The organism is Kitasatospora gansuensis (assembly GCF_014203705.1).
Lineage (GTDB): Bacteria > Actinomycetota > Actinomycetes > Streptomycetales > Streptomycetaceae > Kitasatospora > Kitasatospora gansuensis.
Genome location: NZ_JACHJR010000001.1, coordinates 1320380 through 1340534, shown reverse-complemented (window position 1 = coordinate 1340534; position 20155 = coordinate 1320380). Strand labels below are relative to the sequence as shown.

General features: G+C 70.9%; 19 protein-coding genes and 1 riboswitch. Of the genes, 7 read left to right on the top strand and 12 right to left on the bottom strand.

The window, feature by feature from the left end:
- Positions 1-48: 48 nt before the first annotated feature.
- The gene (locus tag F4556_RS06135; protein WP_184912282.1) at positions 49-2184 is read right to left on the bottom strand and encodes an MMPL family transporter; all 2136 of its coding nucleotides are present in this window, start codon (positions 2182-2184) and stop codon (positions 49-51) included.
- Between the two features lie 183 nt (positions 2185-2367).
- Between F4556_RS06135 and F4556_RS39360 the strand changes: the two genes are divergently transcribed.
- Together F4556_RS39360 and F4556_RS06125 are read left to right on the top strand one after the other, a co-directional pair.
- A complete protein-coding gene (locus F4556_RS39360; protein ID WP_184912280.1) occupies positions 2368-3582 on the top strand; it encodes a sensor histidine kinase in 1215 nt (404 codons plus the stop codon).
- A complete protein-coding gene (locus tag F4556_RS06125) occupies positions 3579-4229 on the top strand; it encodes a response regulator (RefSeq protein WP_184912278.1) in 651 nt (216 codons plus the stop codon). The genes F4556_RS39360 and F4556_RS06125 overlap by 4 nt, the downstream gene beginning before the upstream one ends.
- Before the next feature lie 54 nt (positions 4230-4283).
- Here F4556_RS06125 and F4556_RS06120 read toward each other — a convergent pair whose 3' ends face one another.
- On the bottom strand, positions 4284-4679 hold the full coding sequence (locus F4556_RS06120) for a guanyl-specific ribonuclease (RefSeq protein WP_184912276.1): 396 nt from the start codon (positions 4677-4679) through the stop codon (positions 4284-4286).
- Positions 4680-4882: 203 nt separating this feature from the next.
- On the opposite strand from F4556_RS06120, the gene F4556_RS06115 reads away from it, so the two are divergent.
- Together F4556_RS06115 and F4556_RS06110 are read left to right on the top strand one after the other, a co-directional pair.
- A complete protein-coding gene (locus F4556_RS06115; protein WP_184912275.1) occupies positions 4883-6121 on the top strand; it encodes an esterase/lipase family protein in 1239 nt (412 codons plus the stop codon).
- Positions 6122-6246: 125 nt separating this feature from the next.
- Positions 6247-6411: riboswitch (cyclic di-AMP (ydaO/yuaA leader) on the top strand.
- A 2-nt stretch (positions 6412-6413) separates the two neighbouring features.
- Positions 6414-7595, top strand: a complete 1182-nt coding sequence (locus F4556_RS06110; RefSeq protein WP_184912273.1) for a glycoside hydrolase family 16 protein — start codon at positions 6414-6416, stop codon at positions 7593-7595.
- Positions 7596-7604: 9 nt separating this feature from the next.
- On the opposite strand, the gene F4556_RS06105 is transcribed toward F4556_RS06110, so the two are convergent.
- A complete protein-coding gene (locus tag F4556_RS06105; protein WP_184912271.1) occupies positions 7605-8063 on the bottom strand; it encodes a hypothetical protein in 459 nt (152 codons plus the stop codon).
- 81 nt (positions 8064-8144) lie between these two features.
- Here F4556_RS06105 and F4556_RS06100 point away from each other — a divergent pair, with 81 nt between their 5' ends.
- A complete protein-coding gene (locus F4556_RS06100) occupies positions 8145-8456 on the top strand; it encodes an antibiotic biosynthesis monooxygenase (RefSeq protein WP_184912270.1) in 312 nt (103 codons plus the stop codon).
- A 33-nt stretch (positions 8457-8489) separates the two neighbouring features.
- Here F4556_RS06100 and F4556_RS06095 read toward each other — a convergent pair whose 3' ends face one another.
- On the bottom strand, positions 8490-9284 hold the full coding sequence (locus F4556_RS06095; protein WP_184912268.1) for an IclR family transcriptional regulator: 795 nt from the start codon (positions 9282-9284) through the stop codon (positions 8490-8492).
- Positions 9285-9472: 188 nt separating this feature from the next.
- Here F4556_RS06095 and aceB point away from each other — a divergent pair, with 188 nt between their 5' ends.
- Positions 9473-11125, top strand: coding sequence for a malate synthase A (gene aceB / locus F4556_RS06090; RefSeq protein WP_184912266.1), 1653 nt, complete (start codon positions 9473-9475; stop codon positions 11123-11125).
- A gap of 127 nt (positions 11126-11252) precedes the next feature.
- Entirely contained in the window at positions 11253-11639 is a 387-nt protein-coding gene (locus F4556_RS06085; RefSeq protein WP_184912264.1) for an allophanate hydrolase-related protein, read from the top strand.
- Between the two features lie 61 nt (positions 11640-11700).
- On the opposite strand, the gene F4556_RS39355 is transcribed toward F4556_RS06085, so the two are convergent.
- From F4556_RS39355 to F4556_RS06045, 8 genes are all read right to left on the bottom strand, one after another.
- Positions 11701-14019 carry a PE-PPE domain-containing protein gene (locus F4556_RS39355; protein WP_184912262.1) on the bottom strand — a complete coding sequence of 773 codons (2319 nt, stop codon included), beginning with the start codon at positions 14017-14019 and terminating at the stop codon, positions 11701-11703.
- Positions 14020-14213: 194 nt separating this feature from the next.
- Entirely contained in the window at positions 14214-15596 is a 1383-nt protein-coding gene (locus tag F4556_RS06075; RefSeq protein ID WP_184912261.1) for an 8-oxoguanine deaminase, read from the bottom strand.
- Positions 15597-15658: 62 nt separating this feature from the next.
- Positions 15659-17122 (bottom strand): nucleobase:cation symporter-2 family protein, encoded by a 1464-nt coding sequence (locus F4556_RS06070; protein ID WP_184912259.1) that lies wholly within the window; start codon positions 17120-17122, stop codon positions 15659-15661.
- Between the two features lie 251 nt (positions 17123-17373).
- On the bottom strand, positions 17374-18294 hold the full coding sequence (gene pucL, locus F4556_RS06065; protein WP_184912258.1) for a factor-independent urate hydroxylase: 921 nt from the start codon (positions 18292-18294) through the stop codon (positions 17374-17376).
- A 30-nt stretch (positions 18295-18324) separates the two neighbouring features.
- A complete protein-coding gene (gene uraH / locus F4556_RS06060) occupies positions 18325-18660 on the bottom strand; it encodes a hydroxyisourate hydrolase (protein WP_184912256.1) in 336 nt (111 codons plus the stop codon).
- Between the two features lie 48 nt (positions 18661-18708).
- Complete coding sequence (gene uraD / locus F4556_RS06055) at positions 18709-19212, bottom strand: 2-oxo-4-hydroxy-4-carboxy-5-ureidoimidazoline decarboxylase (RefSeq protein ID WP_184912254.1); 504 nt, start codon at positions 19210-19212, stop codon at positions 18709-18711.
- Positions 19213-19384: 172 nt separating this feature from the next.
- Entirely contained in the window at positions 19385-19765 is a 381-nt protein-coding gene (locus F4556_RS06050) for a helix-turn-helix domain-containing protein (RefSeq protein WP_184912252.1), read from the bottom strand.
- Positions 19762-20031: a thiamine-binding protein gene (locus tag F4556_RS06045; protein WP_184912250.1), complete on the bottom strand. Its 270-nt coding sequence runs from the start codon at positions 20029-20031 to the stop codon at positions 19762-19764. Before F4556_RS06045 ends, F4556_RS06050 begins: the two co-directional genes overlap by 4 nt.
- Between the last annotated feature and the right edge of the window lie 124 nt (positions 20032-20155).

Below are 20155 nucleotides of genomic sequence, written 5' to 3'. Positions count from 1 at the left end.
CAGGGAGCGTACCCGGCTGTAAATCACCCGTAAAGAGCCGACGTCAGGTCACCGGGAACCACGACGCCGCCGGATCCGCGTCAGCGGAGCCGGTGCCCACCAGGCCCGGTGCCCCAGCAGTTTCATCGTCGCCGGGACGAGCACGGCCCGGACCAGGGTCGCGTCCACCACGATGGCGATCACCAGGCCGACGCCGATCATCTGCAGGAAGGCGACGGACGAGGCCAGGAAACCGCAGACGACAACCACCAGCAGCAGAGCGGCACTTGTGATGAGCTTTCCGGTCCGCTGCAGGCCGAGCGCGATGGACTCGTCCGGATCGCCGGTGCGGTCGTAGCTCTCCTTGATCCGGGAGAGCAGGAGGACCTCGTAGTCCATCGCCAGGCCGAAGGCGATCGCCACGATCAGCACCGGGAAGTTGGCGTCGATCGCGCCGATCGGGGTGAAGCCGAGCAGGTCGTGCAGATATCCGTCCTGGAAGATCAGCTTGATCGCGCCGAAGGCTGCCGACAGTGACAGCAGGTTCAGCAGCACCGACTTGAGCGGGATGGTCACCGAGCCGAAGGCCAGGAAGAGCACCAGTGAGGAGACCACCGCGACGAACAGGGCCATCCACGGTGCCCGGGAGCCGATCATGTCGACGATGTCCACCCGGGAGGCGGGCATGCCGGTGAACCGGGTGGTGGCAGCCGGCGGCGGTGTCTGGGCCCGCAGGCCGTCCACCATGGTGCGGGCTTCCCTGGACATCGGGTCCATCGAGTAGTACGCGGTGATCCGGGCCAGGTTCTCGTGGGTGTTGGTCACCGTGGCGTCCCGCACACCGGGCACCGAGTTCAACCGGGCGGCGTACTCGCCGAGCGGGCCGGTCTGGCCGCTCGCGGGGCTCGGGAGCGTGACGACGGCGGTGACGGTCCTGGTCGGGTCCTGCCGGAAGTCCGTACCGAACTGCTGGGTGACGACCCGGGCGTCGGCGCTGCTGGGCAGCACCCAGTCGCCCGGGCGCGCCCAGTTGACGCCCAGGAACGGCGCCCCCAGGCCGACCAGCAGGGCGACCGCCGCGAGCGTGGTGAGCAGCGGACGGCGCATCACGACCTTGGCCGCGTGGTACCACCGGCCGTGGCTCTCCGGCCGGAGCGCTGCGCCCCGCCGGTCCCACGGCATCGGTACCCGCCAGGAGTTGATCCGGTGGCCGGCGACGCGGAGCAGCGCGGGGAGCAGGGTCAGCGAGGCGATCACCGCGAAGGCGACCACGGAGACGCCCGCGTAGCCCATCGAGCTCAGGAAGCGGGACGGGAAGAGCGTCAGGCCCGTGAAGGAGATGGCGACCGCCAGGCCGGAGAAGGCCACCGTGCGGCCCGCGGTGGCGCTGGTGCGCTCGACGGCGGCGTCCACCGACGCTCCCGCGGCGAGTTCCTCCCGGAACCGGTTGACCATGAACAGCGCGTAGTCGATGGCGAGTCCGAGCCCGAGGATGGTGATCACGTTGATCACGCTGCTCGAGACGGGGACCACGAGGGTGAGCACGCGGAGCACCGCGAAGGACCCGAGGGCCACCACCGCGCCGACGGCCAGCGGGATGGAGGCGGCGACGGCACTGCGGAAGATGAGGACCAGCAGCACCAGCAACAGCGGCACCGAGAGCAGCTCGGCCCGCCCGATGCCCTTCCCCGTCAGCCCGTTGACCTGCTCCGTCATCGCGGTGACGCCGCCGAACCGGACGTCGGTGCCCGGGACTTCGAAGCTGTCCCGGACGGCCTGCAGGGCCTTGACCCGCTCCTGGTCGTCCGAGGACCTGAACTGCAGGGCCACATAGGTGGCGTGGCCGTCCTTGCTGAGGAAGTCCGGGTCGCCGCCGGTGGACCAGTAGGTGTCCACCCGCTCCAGGTCGGTGCGGGGCACGGCGGCCACGGCCGCCTGGATCGGTCCGGCGAGGGACGGGTCGGTGACCGGACGGTCGGCGCTGCGGTACATCACCACGACGTCGTCGGCCTGCCGGCCGAGCGGTCCGGCGAGCACCTGGTCCGCCTTGACCGACGGGCTGGCCGGGTCGTCGAACCCGGCCCCGCCCGTGATGGCACCGAACACACCGGTGCCCCAGCCGCCGGCCAGCAGGGTGAACAGGACCGCAGCTGTGATGACCCACCGCCGGTTCGCGGCGGCGAATCTCCCGATTGACGCGATCACTTGGGCGCTCCTTCAGAGGTGGAGTGTGGACGTGTCCAGACTTCCGGCGGGAGGGGCGCGGGTGCCTCGGGCGACCGGTCGGAACGGGCGGCCCGAAGGGCCGGCCGGGTGGCCTGAAGGAGGAGACTGCCCTCCCCCTGGGGGAGGATCATGAAAGGCGGCCGCCGCCGTAAAGTCTCAGCTGTGGCGCGTGAGTTGATCGGACGTCTCTTCAAGAACCGCCGGTTCGGGCCGATGCGGCTGGCACTGGTGGCCTTCGGCCTGGGCTATCTGCTGCTCCTGCGGACGCCCGCCGAACTGGGGGCGATGGACTGGTTCGTCGGCCTGGCTGTGCTGGTGCTGGCCTCGCTCGGCGGCTTCCGTCTGCTGCCGGTGGCGCTCGGCCAGGCCGGGATGCTGGCGCTGGCCGAGCTGTCCGCACCGGTGGTGCTGGTCGAGGTCAAGGTCGGCGCCAGCGCCGCGCTGTTCGAACTGGCGGTGCGCCGGTGGGGCCGATCCACGACGGTGGCCGCGGTGGCGCTGATGGCCGCTCAGCTGGTCTCCGCCGGTCATACCGCCGACGGCATCGGATCCGCCCTCTACCGGGCGGCGGTGATCGTCAGCGTCCCGGTGCTGCTGGCCGGCTACATCCGCTCGGCGGAGTTGGCGACCCGCACCGCCCAGGAGCGCGCCCGGGAGGCCGAGCACAGCCGGGACATCGCCGAATGGGGTGCCAGGATGGGTGAACGGGCGGCGATCGCCCGGGAGTTGCACGACATGGTGGCGCACCATCTGGCCTCCACGGTGCTCCGGGTGGGCGTGGCGCGGCACGTCCTGCCCCGGACCGACCAGCGGCTCGCCGAGGTGCTGGACGACGTGCACGCGAGTGCCACCACCGCGCTCACCGACCTGCGGCGACTGCTCGCCGCCCTGCGCGAGCCGGTCGGCCACGACCTGCCGCCCCAGCACCTGGAGCCGCTGCTCGCGGAGGCCACCGGCCTGCCGGCCGCCGTGCAGGGAGTGGTCGAACGGTCCCGGCAGGCCGGGCTGAAGATCGAGGCCGAAATCGGCCCGCGGATCTCGGAGTTGGACGCGATCCGGAGCCTGACCGTGCTGCGGCTGGTCCAGGAGGGGCTGGCGAACGTGACCAAGCACGCCGGGCCGGACGCCGCCGTGCGGCTCCGGGTGGGGATGGAGGAGGGGACTTTGCAGCTGGACCTGGAGAACGATCTGCCGCGCCGGAACGGGCCGGCCGGGCTGGACCTGCCGCACCAGGACGGCCCCGGCTACGGGTTGCTCGGCATGCGCGAACGGGTCGCGCTGGTCGGCGGCACCATCGACGTCGGGAAGGTGCCCGGCGGTTGGCGGCTCACCGCCAGCCTGCCCGCCTCGGCGGCACCGGTTCGGAGCCGGCTGTGATCAGTGTGCTGATCGCCGACGACCAGCAGCTGGTGCGGGCGGGTGTGCGGATGCTCTGCGAGTCCACGGCGGACATCACGGTGGCCGGTGAGGCGGTGAACGGCGCGGAGGCGCTGCGGCTGACCGAGCGGCTGCAGCCGGACGTGGTCCTGATGGACCTGCACATGCCCGGGATGGACGGCATCATGGCGACCCGTCAGATTCTCCGGGTGCGGCCCGCCACCCGGGTGGTGGTGCTGACCACCTTCGACGACGACGACCGGCTCTACCCGGCGCTCAGCGCGGGGGCCTGCGGTTTCCTGGCCAAGGACGTGTCCCCGGAGTCGGTGCTGGACGCGATCCGCCGGGCGGTCCAGGGGGAGAGCCCGTACAGCTCCAGCGTGCTGCGGCGGGTGGTGTCCCGGGCCGCCACGGCCTGGGACACCGAGGACGACCGGCGACGCGAGGCGCCGCACTTCACGGACCGCGAGCGGGAGGTGCTCCGGCTGGTCGCGGAGGGGCTGTCCAACACCGAGATCGGCGAACGGATGCACATCGGGATCACCACGGTGAAGACGCACGTGTCGAACCTGATGACCAAGACCGGCAGCCCGAACCGAGTGCGGCTGGCGGTGCTGGCGATCCAGCAGGGGCTGACCGCGCGCTGACCGGCCCGCTCCACCGGGAAGGTCCGGTGGAGCGGGACACGGCGGATGGGCGGGTCAGCAGCCGAAGTTGACCTTGCGGAAGGTCGCGTAGTGGTCGGCGGTGTAGTAGTCCTCGTGGAAGACCTTGCCGGTGACGATCCGTCGGGCGCCGCGGGTGGAGACGTTCGGCGTCTTGACGGTGTACTCGTGGTAGTAGCCCAGTGACTGGGAGGGCAGCACGCTCTCCCGGTTCTGGAAGACGATGCCGTCCTGGCTGTAGGGGAACGGGCCGCCCGCGTCGATCAGCCTGATGGTGTCCCGGCCCTGGCTCGGGAGTGCCGTCAGACAGATGCTGCCGCTGACCGTGGCGGAGGCGTCGGTGGCGAACACGGCGGTGGGGGCGAGGGTGACCAGGCCGACGACGGCGACGGAGGCGGCGCGGGTCTTCAACGCGCGTAGAGTGATTCGCATGGCTGTCATTGTGAGGGCATGTCAGACCGCTGCGGAAGTGCTGCGGCAACACTTCACCCGCGCGTAACTGCCGTGGAACTCGGGTGACTTGTGGCGTACCGCCATGCGACCGAAGTGCCGGATGTGTGTTCGTCACATGGGTGAACGGTGCCCCTGCTCCTACGGTGTGCTGACCCCTGTGCCGCACCCCCACGGAGCCCACCATGAGACGTCTGTTCGTCCTGCTGCTGACCGTCGCCGCGCTGGCCCTCGGGCTCGGCCCGGCCGCCGCCGCACCACCCGGGTACCTGAGCCTGGAGGCCACCTTCGGCTCGCCGGGCAACGGCTGGGCCAAGGTCGAGCGCTACTACGACAGCACCCCGGGCTTCCGCACCGAGCAGTACCCGGCCGACGGCCGGGGCGACCAGGACGGCGCCCGGCTGACGTACTTCGGCGGCGTCAAGCGCCCCTCCTCGGCCCGCTTCCTGCTCTACTCCGCCGCCGGCTGGAGCACCGGTACGGGCTCCGCCGTCCTGCTGGTGCACGGCGCCAACGACAACGCCGACCGGGCCTGGGCCAACCCCGCCGAGAGCGGCAACTGCGGGGCGTCCGGCTGTCCTTCGACCGGCCTGGCACAGCAGCTGGCCGCCGCCGGGCACCGGGTCTTCGCGGTCAACTTCGCCCACAAGCACGGCGACAACCTGATGCAGGCCCAAGTGGTCGGCGACGCCCTGGCGTTGATCCGGGACCGGCTCGGCGTGGCGCAGGCGGACGTGGTCGCCTGGAGCAAGGGCGAGGTGGCGGCCCGCAGTTACGTCTCCTCGGTCCGCCCGTCCTGGGGACGCGGCTACGCCGGTGACGTCCGCCGCCTGATCACCCTCGGCGGTCCGCACGGCGGTCTCGACTACGTCTACGCCCACGGCTGGAGCTTCTCGCTGGCCACCTGGCCCGCCTGCGGCGGCACCGCCAACGCGCCCTCCCCGCACCTCTACATGACCTGCTACGGCACCTACACCGCGCAGCCCTGCCTCGGCGTGCTGCCCACCGGCGGCTACGACTGCTTCCCCGGCCAACGCCAACTCCTGGCCCGCTGGGACGGGTTGTACGGCGTCGACCAGCTCACCCAGGACTGGTGGACCACCTACTACGGCGGCCAGGGCTACTACACCTCCGGCCAGGGCATCCAGGCCGCCATCGACGCGGGCTCGCTGATCAAGCCGCTGCAACAGGCCGGCATCCCGGCGAGCGTCCCCACCTACCTGCTGGCCGGCGGCTCCGCCGACCTCCCCGGCCTGCTGAACGAGAACCGCGGCCCCAGCGACGGCCTGGTCCTCACCGCCAGCGCCCTCGACACCACCGGCATCGGCACCGTCGCCGCCACCAAGCTGCTCACCGGCCTCAACCACCTCGAACTCGGCTGGTCCCCGGCCGCCGCCACTCAGATCACGACCTGGCTGGCCTGATCGTGAAGGCCGTGTGAGACAGGTCTCGTTGTCGATGGACGGACGACCTGCCTAGCCTGCATGGAGTTGTCCGCATCTGAGCGGGCCCCGCCGCCGGGACGCCGAGTCCTGCCCACCCGGCGTCGGGTACTCGATCACCGAACATGGGCAGGAGCGGGGGAACCAGGTCAGTCTGCGGTCCCCCCTGCTCCGGTACGGGCCCGCTCGGGGTGAAGCCGCTCCCACAGCGGCCGGGCAGTCCTCCAGCCCGAACCCGACAGCTCACCTCGTAGGCGTCGCCGAGGACCTGCCCATGCGTATCGCCCTTACCCCCGCACGTCTCGGTGTGGCCGCCCTGGTCGCCGTACCGCTGTTCGCCACCGGTCTGGCCGGCCAGGCCCAGGCCGCCACCACCGTCACGCAGGACCGGCTGACCCCCACCACGCTGGCCGCGAACACCGCGGCCAAGGCGGGCCTGACCGTGCACTCCAGCGCCTGCTTCACCGCGAAGACGCTCGGCGTCGGCGTCCGCGACGCGGCCGGCCGGAACCTCGACTTCCCCGGCAACGCGAGCAACGTGCAGATCTGCCCGAGCGGCGTGACCTTCACCAGTGCGGCCCGCACGCTGCCCGCCGGGACGTACACCCAGTTCGGCTTCTGGCAGGACTACTCCGGTGGCTGGCACAACCTGCCGTCGCAGAAGCTGACCGTCGGCGGCACGGTCACGCCGACGCCCACGCCGGTCCCGACGCCGACGCCGACGCCCACCCCGACCCCGACCCCGGCTCCCACGCCGAGCACCTCGCCGATCCCCGGCAAGTCGCTCACCTTCTCGGACGAGTTCGACAGCCCGATCGCCTGGGGCTCCAAGTGGGTCGGCGACCGCAGCAGCGCGTACCGCTACGGCAACCACAACCCGGACGACAACAAGCTCGACTGGCTGAACACCAGCGGCGTCTCGGTCTCCGGCGGCGTGGCCACCTTCACCGCCAAGCCGTCCAGCCACACCCTGGAGAGCGGCAAGCAGGCCTGGGACACCGGGCTGATCACCACCGAGTACTCCTCGCAGGGCTTCCAGGTGAAGACCGGCGACTACGCCGAGACCCGGGTCAAGCTGCCCGCCGGCTCCGGGGCCTGGCCCGCGCTGTGGACCTGGAAGAACGGCAACGGGGAGATCGACTCCTTCGAGTACCACCCGGACAACGCGGGGCTGCTGGAGCTGACCAACCACGTCAAGTCCGGCCTGAAGTACTACACCGACGCGAACGCGGTCGGCCACGACAAGTGGGTCACCATCGGCACCTACTACGGCGCCAACTCCGTCGACTGGTACGTGAACGGGACCAAGGTCTTCTCCGACGGCACCGGTGTCGGCGCCGACTGGTCGGCCTACCTGATCCTCAACCTCTCGGTGGGTGCCGGGCAGTACCACCCGGCACCGTCCGGCACCGCGCCGATCAGCTTCGCCGCGGACTACGTCCGCGTGTACCGCTGACCCGGACCCTCAGCTGACGGTCAGCGTGAACGGCGTACGGTCGTTCGCGGCGTTGTGATCGTCCACGCTCACCACCCTGACGTGCCCCTCGGCCACCGTGCCGTGGGGCACGTTGGCGTTCACCCGGACCGGCACCAGGGCGGTCGCGGTCTCCAGGGCGCCAAGACCGGCGGGGAAGGTACAGCTCACCACCTGGCCGAACAGGGAGCGGCAGTTCGCCGGGAAGTACGGCCCCACGGCGGTGAACCCGGCCGGCAGGTCGATCAGCACGGTGAACGAGGAGCCCGTGCGCTGCGGGCCGAGGTTGGCCACGAAGCCGTGCACGGTGGTGGTCCCGCCCGGCGGGGCCGGATCCGGGTCCAGCCGGACCACCTCGAGGTCGGAGTTCGAGGGCACCGCACTCGCCGTCGTGGCGCCGAGCATCAGCGCCGCGGAAGCGGCCAGGCCCGCCATCACCCATCTGGTCACCGTCATCACCTGTCTGCCGAACGTAGTCGCACCGGTACGCACTGTATCGGCGTAGCGTGGATTCGTACGGAGGTGAGGACGGTGTCCGGACAGGTTTTGAGTGAGGTCAGCGCGGTGGTGGGGCCGGACCGCGAGGCCGAGTTGGTGACGTCGTACCGCGAGCTGGTGGCCGGCCCGTTGCCGGACGGGCTGATCAGGACGGAGCTGCTGCGCGGCCCCGGCGGGCGCTGGCGGGTGCAGAGCCTGTGGCGGGACCGGGCCGCGCTGGAGGCGGTCAGGTCCAACCCGAAGCTGGCCGCCGCGCCCCGGCTCTTCACCCAGGTGGGTGCCGAGCCGGAGCTCACGGTCTTTCAGCTGACGGCGTCCCAGGCCGGCCTGCTGATGCTGGACTGACCCGGCGTCAGGCCGTCGGAACGTCAGAGTGTGTCAGGGGGCCAGTACCTGGCCGAGCCTGCTCGCGATCTGCCGCATCACGGGGACCAACGCGGTGTTGCCCGCCTGCGCCTCCAGCGCGCGGATCCGGGCCTCGGGGCCGGAGACCGAGAGCGCGGTCGGGGTCGGCGCGCCCGGGACGGCGACCGCGATGCAGCGGACGCCGATCTCCTGCTCCTGGTCGTCCACCACGTAGCCGCGCTCGCGGGCCACGGCCAGCTGGGCGAACAGCTCGCCCTGGTCGGTGACGGTGTACGGGGTGTGCGACTGGAGCGGCTGGGTGCCGAGCACGCCGCGCGCCTCGGCCTCGTCCAGCTGGGCCAGCAGCGCCTTGCCGACTCCGGTGCAGTGCGGCTGCACCCGGCGGCCGACCTCGGTGAACATCCGCATCGAGCGGCGCGACTGGACCTGCCCGACGTACACCACCTCGCCGCCCTCCAGCACGGCCAGGTTGGCGGTCTCGCCGGTGGCCTCCATCAGCTCGGCCAGGTACGGGCGGGCCCAGCTGCCGAGCAGGCGGCCCGCGGTCTCGCCGAGCCGGATCAGCCGGGGGCCCAGGGTGTAGCGACGGGCGGTGTCCTGGCGGACATAGCCCTGCGCCACGAGGGTACGAATCAGCCGGTGGATGGTCGGCATCGGCAGCCCGGAGGTGGCGGAGAGCTCGCTCAGGGTGGCCACCCCGCCGGAGTCGGCCAGGGCTTCGAGGAGTTGGAAGGCGCGCTCGACGGACTGCACGCCGCCGGTGGCACGGTCGGCCCCTGTGGGTGCTGCGGCGGAGGTGCTGGCCACCGGCGTTCCCTTCGCTGTCGGAGGAGGAGTAGAGTCCCAGCGATCTACCTCAACAAAGCGTTGAAATTCTGTATCGCGGAAACTAGTCTCCACCTTACAGAACCGAACCCGCCAGTAGGCGGGTCGGTATCGAGGAAGTTCCCACCGGAATTTCCCTGTTGGCTCAACTGTCCAAGGAGTGTTCTGCCATGGCTGCAGACCAGGGACCCGTCGGCGCCGCCCCCGCCGCTCCGGTCGTCACTGTCGCCGGTCCGCGCGTCCCCCGCAGCGAGGAGGTGCTCACTCCGGAGGCGGTCGCCTTCGTGGTCGGTCTCCACCGCGCGTTCGAAGGCCGCCGGCAGGAGCTCCTGGCCCGACGGAAGACCCGGCGCGCCGAGATCGCGGCCGCCGGCACCCTCGACTTCCTCCCGGAGACCGCCGCCGTGCGGGCCGGGGACTGGAAGGTGGCCGAGGCGCCGCGCGCGCTGCAGGACCGCCGGGTCGAGATCACCGGGCCGACCGACCGCAAGATGGTGATCAACGCGCTCAACTCCGGCGCGAAGATCTGGCTGGCCGACTTCGAGGACGCCACCGCCCCCACCTGGGAGAACGTGGTCAGCGGCCAGGTCAACCTGATCGACGCCTTCGAGGGCCGGATCGACTTCGCCACCGACGCGGGCAAGTCCTACACCCTCAAGCCCGCCGCCGAGCTGGCCACCGTGGTGGTCCGCCCGCGCGGCTGGCACCTGGACGAGAGCCACCTGCTGGTCGACGGCAACCCGGTCTCCGGCGGCCTGTTCGACTTCGGCCTGTACTTCTTCCACAACGCCGCCCGGCTGATCGCGCGCGGCGCGGAGGACCCGAACTCGGGCCCGTACTTCTACCTGCCGAAGACCGAGAGCCACCTGGAAGCCCGGCTCTGGAACGACGTCTTCACCCATGCCCAGGCGAAGTTGGGCATCCCGCACGGCACCGTCCGGGCCACCGTGCTGATCGAGACCATCACCGCCGCGTTCGAGATGGACGAGATCCTCTACGAGCTGCGCGACCACGCCGCGGGTCTCAACGCGGGCCGCTGGGACTACCTGTTCTCGATCGTGAAGAACTTCCGGGATGCCGGCGAGCACTACATCCTCCCGGACCGCAACACGGTCGGGATGACCTCGCCCTTCATGGCGGCCTACGCCCGGCTGCTGGTGCAGACCTGCCACAAGCGCGGCGCGCACGCGATCGGCGGCATGGCCGCCTTCATCCCGTCCCGCCGCGACCCCGAGGTCAACGCCGCCGCGCTGGAGAAGGTCAAGGCGGACAAGGAGCGCGAGGCCGGCAACGGCTTCGACGGCTCCTGGGTCGCCCACCCCGACCTGGTCCCGGTCGCCCGTGCCTGCTTCGACGCGGTGCTCGGCGACCGGCCGAACCAGAAGGACAACCCCGGCTCCGCCGAGCCGGTGACGCCCGCCCAGCTGCTGGACATCGCGGGCGCGGGCGGCAGTTGCACCGAGGCAGGTCTGCACAACGCCGTCCAGGTCGGCGTCCGCTACATCGAGGCCTGGCTGCGCGGCCTCGGTGCGGTCGGCATCTTCAACATGATGGAGGACGCGGCCACCGCCGAGATCTCCCGCTCGCAGATCTGGCAGTGGATCAACAACGACGTGGTGCTGGCCGACACCGGCGAGAAGGCCACCGCCGAGCTGGTCCGCCGGCTCGTGACCGAGGAACTCGCCGCGCTGCGGGCCGAGTTGGGCGACGCCGCGTACGCCGGTGGGCGCTGGAACGAGGCCGCCAAGCTCTTCGAGCAGGTCTCGCTGGCCGAGGAGTTCGTCGACTTCCTCACCCTGCCCGCGCTCTCGCTGCTCGACTGACCACCAATCTAGCCAGCCGCAACCGGTCTGCCGCCTGCCGCGCTGTAGTACTGGCTGCGCCGATTTCTACGAACCGTACGGCCACCCCCTCCGAGGGGTGGCCGTACGGCTTCCCGAGGAGTATTCGATGGCACGCATCTTCTTCAACGGCCAGGCCATGGTGGGCGGCCCCTACCACCCCTCGGTCGCCGACGCCCTGATCGGCCCGGTCACCACCGCCCCCGGCTACCGCTTCTTCTCCATCGGCGACGTCTGCCCCGGCCTGCACCCGGACCCGGCCGTGGACACCGCCATCGAGGGCGAGCTCTACGACGTCGACCTGGCCCACCTGCGCGACGTCATCCTCCCCGGCGAGCCGCGCGAACTCGAACTCGGCGTGATCGAACTCGCCGACGGCTCCGCCTGCCTCTCCATGCTGCTCAGCCGGGGCGAACTGGAGCGCGGCGTACACCAGGAGATCACCGAGTACGGCGGCTGGCGCGCCTACCTGGCCACCCTGGGGCGGACCGCCTGACCTGGCGTCAGCCGGCCGCCGAGGTCGCCGCGGCTGAGCAGCCTGGAGAGGCAGGCGGAGTTCAGGGGGCGGCAGGCGGATTCGGCCCGGCCAGTCGGACCGTCTCGTTCTCCAGGTGGGTGGCGAACTCCGACTGGCGGACGTAGCCCCGGTGGTGGTGGCCGCGGATCACCGGGCGCTCGCTGCCGGGCTGGCGCAGGGCGGTGGGCGGGTCGGCCAGCCAGCGGTCGGTGACGGTCTCCTCGCCCAGTTCCTGGCCGCCGAAGGGGTCGGTGGTGCGGTGGAAGTTGACCCAGGCGACGGTGGGGCAGCCCTCGGGCAGCGGGGCGTGCAGGTAGGTCGGGAACCACCGGCGGTACAGCGGGGGCACCGGGTTCCCGTACGTGACCACCGACAGCAGCGGGGCCGACTGCGGTGCGGTGGCGGCCAGTTGGGCGACGGTGGCGGTGACGATCACCGCGCCCTGGCTGTGCCCGAGCAGGATCACCGCGCCGCCCCGGTCGGTCAGGTTCCGTACCCGCTCGGCGAGTTGGGGCACCGCCTGCTCGGCGTAGCTGGGCGGCGCGTAGGGGTGGAACGAGCGCGGCCAGAAGGTGGCGATGTCCCAGACGATCGCGGTCAGCCGACGGGTGCTCGGGTCGGCCAGTGCGTTGCGCACCAGCAGCAGCAGAGCCAGCGGGCCGAGCAGCAGGATGGTCCCGGCCACCGTGGCGCTGGGAGCGGGGACGGCGGACCAGATCTGGTTCACGTCCGGCTTGGGGCCCTTGATCCACTCCAGCAGGTACGAGCAGCTGAACCCGATCGCGGCACCGGCCAGCAGCACCGCCGCCCCGGAGAGCCCGCCCTCCAGCCAGCGCAGCAGCAGCGAGCCGATCATCCGGCGCCGTCGCACCATGGCCAGCCAGACCCCGGCCGGACTGTCCGGGTGGGGCTCCGGATCGGTGAGGTCCAGGTCCAGGTCCGCGGACCGCCCGGCCGCCGCGGCCTGCTGCCGCCAGCGGGTCAGCTCGCGGTCGAGGTCGTCCCGCCAGTCGCTGCGGTGCCAGAGCCAGACCGCGCCGAACCAGAGCAGCAGCACCAGCATGCCGTCGATGCTGAACCGGGCCAGCGCCTCGGAGCCGGGCAGGATCTGCACCTGCGTCACCTCGCCGGTCGGCGCGTCCTTGGCGGGCGGGCTCAGCCAGTGCGCGGCGGAGAGCGCCACCCCCGACCAGATCGCGAACAGCAGCCCGCTGCCCACCGTCACGGTGGAGAAGGCGGGCGGCAGCCGCGGCAGGCCGTGCTGGCGGGTGTCGCGCTTGGCCCACCAGGCGACCAGCAGCATCAGCACGCCGGCCGAATACAGCACGCCCAGCAGCAGGTTGAAGGTGTCCAGCAGGTCCGGCATGCCGATCCCGACCCGGCTCACCCCGACCGCGCCGCTCCGCCGGGAGCTCGGCTGGACGGCGCACAGCACCCCGGCCAGCACCAGCAGCGTGCCCGAGCCGCCGCAGAGGAGCCGGCGGGCCAGCCGGCTGCCGGCCAGGGCGGCCCGCAGTCGGTCCACCAGCCCGGCGCAGGCGAGCACCGCCAGACCGGCCGTCAGGAGAACTTCCGTACAGAGCACGACGGTTGACGCCCGGCCGCCGGTGGTGGCGGCGCGCAGCAGGACCAGCGCGAGCAGCGTCCAGGCACCGGCGGTGTGCAGCGCCCGGTCCTGGGTGGCGTACCCGGAGCCGTCCTGCCAGAAGTCGGCGTCGACCAGCTTGGCCTGGGAGAGGTCGTAGGAACCGCGCCGGCCCCCGACGGCCGCCTCCCAGCGGCGGTTCGGGCTGGTGCCCAGGTGCAGCAGCAGCACGATCAGGGCCGGGACGAGCGCGGCCAGCGCGGCGGCCAGGTACGGCCGGTCCTGCATCCGCAGCGCGTGCCAGAACGGCTGGGCCCGGCAGTTGGTGACGGCCAGGCACTGCCAGGCGGCCTGGTCCACGAACACCTGGGTGAGGAAGAGCAGGTAGGTCGCGGTCACGCAGAACGCCATCACCCGCACCATGGCCTGCTGGAACCGCACCTGGCTCCGGGTGCCCAGGGCCATCCAGCCCGCCATGTTGACGAACGCGAACGGCAGCAGCAGGAACCACAGCGCGGTCGCCCACGACCGCGAGGTCAGCCCGCCCCAGAAGTACGCCTCCCGGTGCCGCCCGGACGGCCGGGCGTCCCGGCCCCGCCAGATCCCGGCCAGTTTGCTGCCCGCCACCTGCCGCACCTCGGGATCGTCCAGCACCTCGGCCGGACCCGAACCGCCCCAGCCGTGCACCACCAGTTCGGTGACGCCGCTGCCGTCCACGTCGGTCGGGTAGTCGTAGTCGCCCGCGTGGTCCTGACCCGCCTGATGCACCGTCACCGAAAACCGCCCCCTGACGCCCGCCGGTGATCGAACCTTCGGCCAGCGCAAGGGAGTTGTCAACGGCTTTGGCAGTCAGGACAGGTGACAGCCCCGGACTCTCGCCGTGAGTCCGGGGCTGCTCTCCGGCCCCCGAGGGGGTGGAGTCCGGTCGCCGCACCGTCCCGGGTGCGGTGACCGGAGTCGATGGGTGATCAGAGGCGGGCGGCCAGCTCCTTGGCGGCGCGGGCGCAGTCCTGGGCGATCTTGTCCTCGTTGACGGTGGTCAGGTTGCCCTTCTCCACCACGGGGTTGCCGTTGACCAGCAGCAGGGCCAGCGGCGGGAGGGCGCCGAGGGTGAGCGCGGCGATCGGGTCGGCGATCGAGGAGTGCATGATGCCGTCGATCTTCCAGAGCGCCAGGTCGGCGAGCTTGCCGACCTCGATCGAGCCGATCTCGTTCTGCCGGCCGAGCACCCGGGCGCCGCCCATGGTGCCCAGGCGCAGCGCGCTGCGGCCGGTGAGCGCGGTCGGGGAGCCGTGCAGACGGTTGATCAGCAGCGCGTTGCGCAGCTCGGTGCCCAGCTCGCCGGACTCGTTGGAGGCGGTGCCGTCCACGCCGAGGCCGACCGGCACGCCGGCCTTGAGCATGTCCGGGACCCGGGCGATGCCGGCCGCCAGGCGGGCGTTGGAGGACGGGCAGTGCGCGACACCGGTGCCGGTCTCGGCGAACTTGGCGATGTCCGAGTCGTTCATGTGGACGCAGTGCGCCATCCAGACGTCCTCGCCCAGCCAGCCGGTCGACTCGAAGTAGTCGGTCGGGCCCATCCCGAACAGCTCCTTGCAGAACGCCTCTTCCTCGGCGGTCTCGGAACCGTGGGTGTGCAGCCGGACGCCCTTGCGGCGGGCCAGCACGGCGGCCTCGCGCATGAGTTCGGTGGAGACCGAGAACGGCGAGCAGGGCGCGATGGCGATCTGCAGCATCGAGTCGAAGGAGGCGTCGTGGTACTTGTCCACGGCGGCCTCGGAGGCGATCAGGATGTCCTCGGTCTTCTCCACCGCGTGGTCCGGCGGCAGGCCGCCGTCCTTCTTGCTGCGGTCCATCGAGCCGCGCAGCGCGGTGAAGCGCATGCCGAGCTCCTGGACGGCCTCGATCTCGGCGCCGAGGATGTCGCCGCCGTCCTTCGGGAACACGTAGTGGTGGTCCGAGGCGGTGGTACAGCCGGACTTGAGCAGCGCGGCGGCCGAGCCCTGGGCGGCGGCGTGCACCAGGCGGTCGTCGATCCGGGCCCAGGTCGGGTAGAGCGCGACCAGCCAGTCGAACAGGATGTTGTCCTGGGCCAGGCCGCGGGTGATCCACTGGTAGAAGTGGTGGTGGGTGTTGACCAGGCCCGGGGTGACCAGGTGGCCTTCGCCGTTGATCCGGCGCACCACGTTGTCCAGCCAGGACGGGGCGGGTCCGTTGCCGACCGACTCGATCTTGTTGCCGAGGACGACGACGTGGCCGCGGGCGTACTCGGTGTCGTTGGCGTCGACCGTCGCGATGGCGACGTTCTCGATCACGATCCGCTGGTCGGGGCGCGGGGGCTGGACTGCCATGGTGTTTCTCCTATGGGGGGAGGGTGAGGGGCGCGCGGTGAGCGGTGCGCGCCCCTCACCGGTCAGGACGGTGTCGCCGTTGACACCGCCGCACCGGTGGCACCGCCGGATGAGGCTTGGCGGTCGGCACCGACGTGGTGGAAGAGCAGGTTGAGCAGGACGGCCAGTACGGAGCCGGCTGAGATACCGGAGTGCATCAGCGTGCGGACGGCCTCCGGGAAGGCGTCGTAGAAGGTCGGGGCCGCGATCGGGATGATGCCGACCCCGAGGGCGACCGAGACCAGGATGGTGTTGGCGCTGGAGTTCATCCCCGCCTCGGCCAGGGTCCTGATGCCGCTCGCCGCGACCGTGCCGAAGAGCACGATCCCGGCGCCGCCCAGGACGGGCGAGGGCACCAGCGAGACCAGCGAGCCGAGCACCGGGAAGAGCCCGAGCAGGATCAGGATGCCGCCACCGGCCGCGACCACGAACCGGCTGCGGATGTTGGTCAGTGCCACCAGCCCGATGTTCTGGGCGAAGGCGCTGGCCGCGAAGCCGTTGAAGACCGGGCTGATCGCGGTGGCCAGGCCGTCCGCCCGCAGACCGGCGGCGAGCGTCTTCTCGTCGGCCTCGCGGTCGACGATCCGGCCGAGCGCCAGCATGTCCGCGGTGGACTCGGTCATCGAGACCACCATCACGATGCAGATCGACACGATGGCGGTGATCTCGAAGACCGGGGCCCCGAAGTGGAACGGGGACGGCAGGGCGAAGACCTCCGCCTGGCTGACCGCACCGAAGTCGGCGAGTCCGAGCGGGAAGGCCACCGCGGTGCCGATGCCGAGACCGATGAGCAGCGAGAGCTGCTGCCAGAAGCCCCGGAGCAGTTTGTTGCACAGCACCACCGCGGTGAGGGTGAACGCGGCGAGGCCGATGGCCTTGACGGAGCCGTAACCGGGGGCGGCGGGTGAACCGCCACGCGCCCAGTTGACCGCGACCGGCAGCAGGGACACCCCGATGAGGGTGATCACGGTGCCCTGGACGACCGGCGGGAAGAACCTGATCAGCTTGCAGAAGTACGGTGCCGCGAGGAAGCACAGGGCCCCCGCGACGATCACCGCGCCGAAGATCACCGGCAGGGCCTGGTCGGGCCCGTGCTCTTTGGCGATCGCCAGCATCGGTGCGACTCCGGCGAACGAGACGCCGTTCACGAACGGCAGCCGGGCGCCGACTTTCCAGACCCCCAGGGTCTGGAGCAGGGTGGCCAGGCCCGCGGTGAACAGGCTGGCCGAGATGAGCAGGGCGAGCTCGGTGGGGGAGAGACCCACACCGGCACCGACGATGAGCGGGGGCGCGACCACGCCCGCGTACATCGCGGCGACGTGCTGGAGTCCGGTGGTGAAGAGTTTCACCGTCGGGAGCAGCTCGTCCACGGGGTGGACCGGACGGCCGTCCGGCGTGTCGGGGAGGTTGATTGACACACCGTCCGGCCGTCTCGGCCCGTCTGGGGTGGAACCGCCGTCTGTGGTTCGGGTTGAGCTGGTTGCCATGTCGAGCCCCTCTTGCGCTCGTGGCTCCCGGCGCGCCCGTGGCGCTGGAGATGTCCCGGAGGCGGGACGGCGGTGCAAGGGTCCTCCGGGATGTTCCTCCAGCTCCCCGGGCCGGCCGCCGTGAGGCGAGCGCGATCTCCGGATGTTGGGGGTGGAGAAACAGGTAAGGCAGGTGTTGCGACCCGTCCGGCACCGTCCGGCCTGGCGAGGCCGGTGGGTGCAGCGGTGCTGGACGGTGTTCATGGGGTGGGTCAGGCGACCGGGATGACCGGGACGACGCCCTCGCGGTGCACGGTGCCCTCGATCAGCCCGTACATCCGGTCGGCGGCGTAGTAGACCTCGTTCTCGTTCTTGAGACCGAAGGGCGACAGGTCGACCAGGAAGTGGTGCTTGTTGGGGAGTTCGAGCCGGACCTCGTCCACCTCGGCCCGGTTGTTCAGCACCCGGGTCCCCATCGAGTGCAGGGTCTGCTGCAGCGAGTACGAGTAGGTCTCGGCGAACGCCTCCAGCATGTGCCGCCGGATGTGCTGGTACGAGCGATTCCAGTTCGGCTGGGCCTCGCCCTCGGCGCCGCTGTAGGAGTACTTCCAACGGGCCGTCACCTGGGTGGCCAGGATGCGGTCGTACGCCTCCTGCAGGGTGGTGTACTGGTCCTTGATGTAGCCCCAGAACTCCGAGTTGGTGGAGTTCAGCACGGTCAGGTCCTTGAGACCGGAGATCACCGAGACGGTGGTGCCGTCATAGACGATCTCGCTGGTCCGTACCTCGCCGCCGTTGCGGACGAAGGAGTGGCCGACCTCCTCGGAACCGATGAAGCGCGCCGAGCTGTCCGGCGTCTTGATCCGGTCCCAGGTGTACTCCTCGATCCGGATCCGGGCGCTGTGCACGACACCGCGCTCGGTGTTGTCCACGAAGTGGCGGGCCAGCGTGATGCCGAAGGCCTCCGCCGACTCGATGCCGTACTCCTTGGCGAAGGCGTACACGGTGTTCTTGGTGGTGTCGGTGGGCAGGCAGTTGGCGTTCGAGCCGGTGAGGTGGACGTCGTCGAACTCGCCCTGCAGGGCGACCGAGACGTTCAGGTCCTTGATCTCGTGGCGGGTCGAGTCGCGGTAGACCCGGACGATGCGGTTCTCCGCCTTGCCGTACTGGTTCTGACCGAGCACGTGGGCCATGACATGGCTCCTAAGGGTTCCAGCGGTCTACTAGCTTCCGCGGTAGACCGAGTATCCGAACGGGTTGAGCAGCAACGGCACGTGGTAGTGGTGCTGCGCGGGCGCGACCGTGAAGACGATCGAGACCTCGGGGAAGAACGGCGGCTCCTCGGACTTGGCGGCGTAGTACGCCGCGGTGTCGAAGAGCAGCCGGACGACCGAGCCCGCCTCCACGGCCGGCAGGTCCTTGGCCCGGCCGTCGGAGTCCGTGGCGGAGGTGCCGAGCACCTGCCAGCCACCCTCGGTGTGCAGTGCGAGCTCGACCGGGACGCCCTCGGCCGGGCGGCCGAGGCTGGTGTCGAGCACGTGCGTGGAGATGCCAGTCATGGGTTGAATGACCTTACTGATGGCAGGAATTGACGGATCGACAGCGGGTCAGGCCGCGTCGAACAGTCGGTTGATACGGATGTCGTTGATCTTGCGCAGCTCGCCCCGGACGATTTCCGCCTCGGTGGCGGCGTCATTGGGGAAGCGCTCGCGCAGCGCGGCGAGCATGGTGCCGGCCGTGCGGCCGGTGGCGCAGATCAGGAACACGTGGCCGAACTTCGCCTCGTAGGCGGCGTTCGCCTCGTGCAGCTCGTCCAGGAGTGCGGAGTCGACTCCCTGGATGCCGGCCTGCTCGCGCTCGGAGGTGGCGTCGCCCGCCTTGGGCTTGCCGATCCGGGCGTGGCCGGCCATCGCGTCGGCGAGGTCCTCGACCGTCAGCTTCGCCATCGCCGCCTCGTTGGCGGCCAACAGCTCGGCCCGGTCGGACCAGGGCCGGGTCTCCGCGACAGCGGCGGCCCAGCTGGGGCTGGAGCAGATCTCCAGCAGTGTCTCCGTCAGCTCGCCGGCGGGGATCGCCGAGAGAGCGTCAGGAGTGGTGGGAAGGTTGGTCACGGGTGGACCTCCTGAAGAGTGGTGCCACCCGCAAAAGCTAGATCCGCCACCCCCGGGCGTCAACACTTTGTTGAACTGTTGGTGGTTACGTTTTGAGTCAGGGCCTGTGACCAGCCCTTTTGGTGTGCGATCAGCCAAGTGTGCCCGGCCCGTCGGGTCGGACAGACTGGCCTCAGCCGGTCTTCGTGCCGTCCTGCCGGTTCAGGTAGTTGTACACCGTGAACCGGCTGACGCCGAGTGCGGAGGCCACCGTCTCCACGCCGTGCCGCACGGTGAACGCGCCGCGCTCCTCCAGGAGGGCGACCACGCGCTGCTTCTCCCAGCGGTCCAGCTCGGTCAGCGGGCGGCCGTCGAACTGACGGGTCATCTCGGCCAGCAGGCGGTCCAGGGCACTGCTCAGGTGCGGGAGCCGGACGGCGACCGCGGCCTGGCCGTCCCACTCCAGCACCACGTCGTCGGGGCGGGCCTCGCCGACCGCGACCTGGGTCGCGCCGACGGCCTCAAGCAGCGGCTTTATCGCCGCAGCGAGCGGGTGCTCCAGGGCGTCGCTCATGGGGTACCCACTCCTTCCGGGGTCTTGTCGTTGTCCAGCAGGGTGACCTGCAGGGAGATCTGGGTCGCTCCGGCGTCCAGGCTCTGCCGCAGCAGCCTGGTCACGGCCGCGAGCACCTGGTCGCCCTGGCCCTCGGCCTCGGTGCCGAACGGCCCGACGGTGACGGCCAGGCCGGCCTCGTCCACCGCCTGCCGGGCGGCCACCGCGTGGTCCGGGAACGTGTCCAGCTCGAACGGCTCTGTTGTGAACTCCACCTTCAATCGCACCTGCTCACTGTAGCGATCAGGGGTGGAGGGGGAAGGGGTCGGCCCGAGGCAAGCGAGCTTCAACAAATTGTTGCGGCGGTCTTGACGGTCTCTCGGATCGCGGGGCATGCTTCCACCAAGCAGA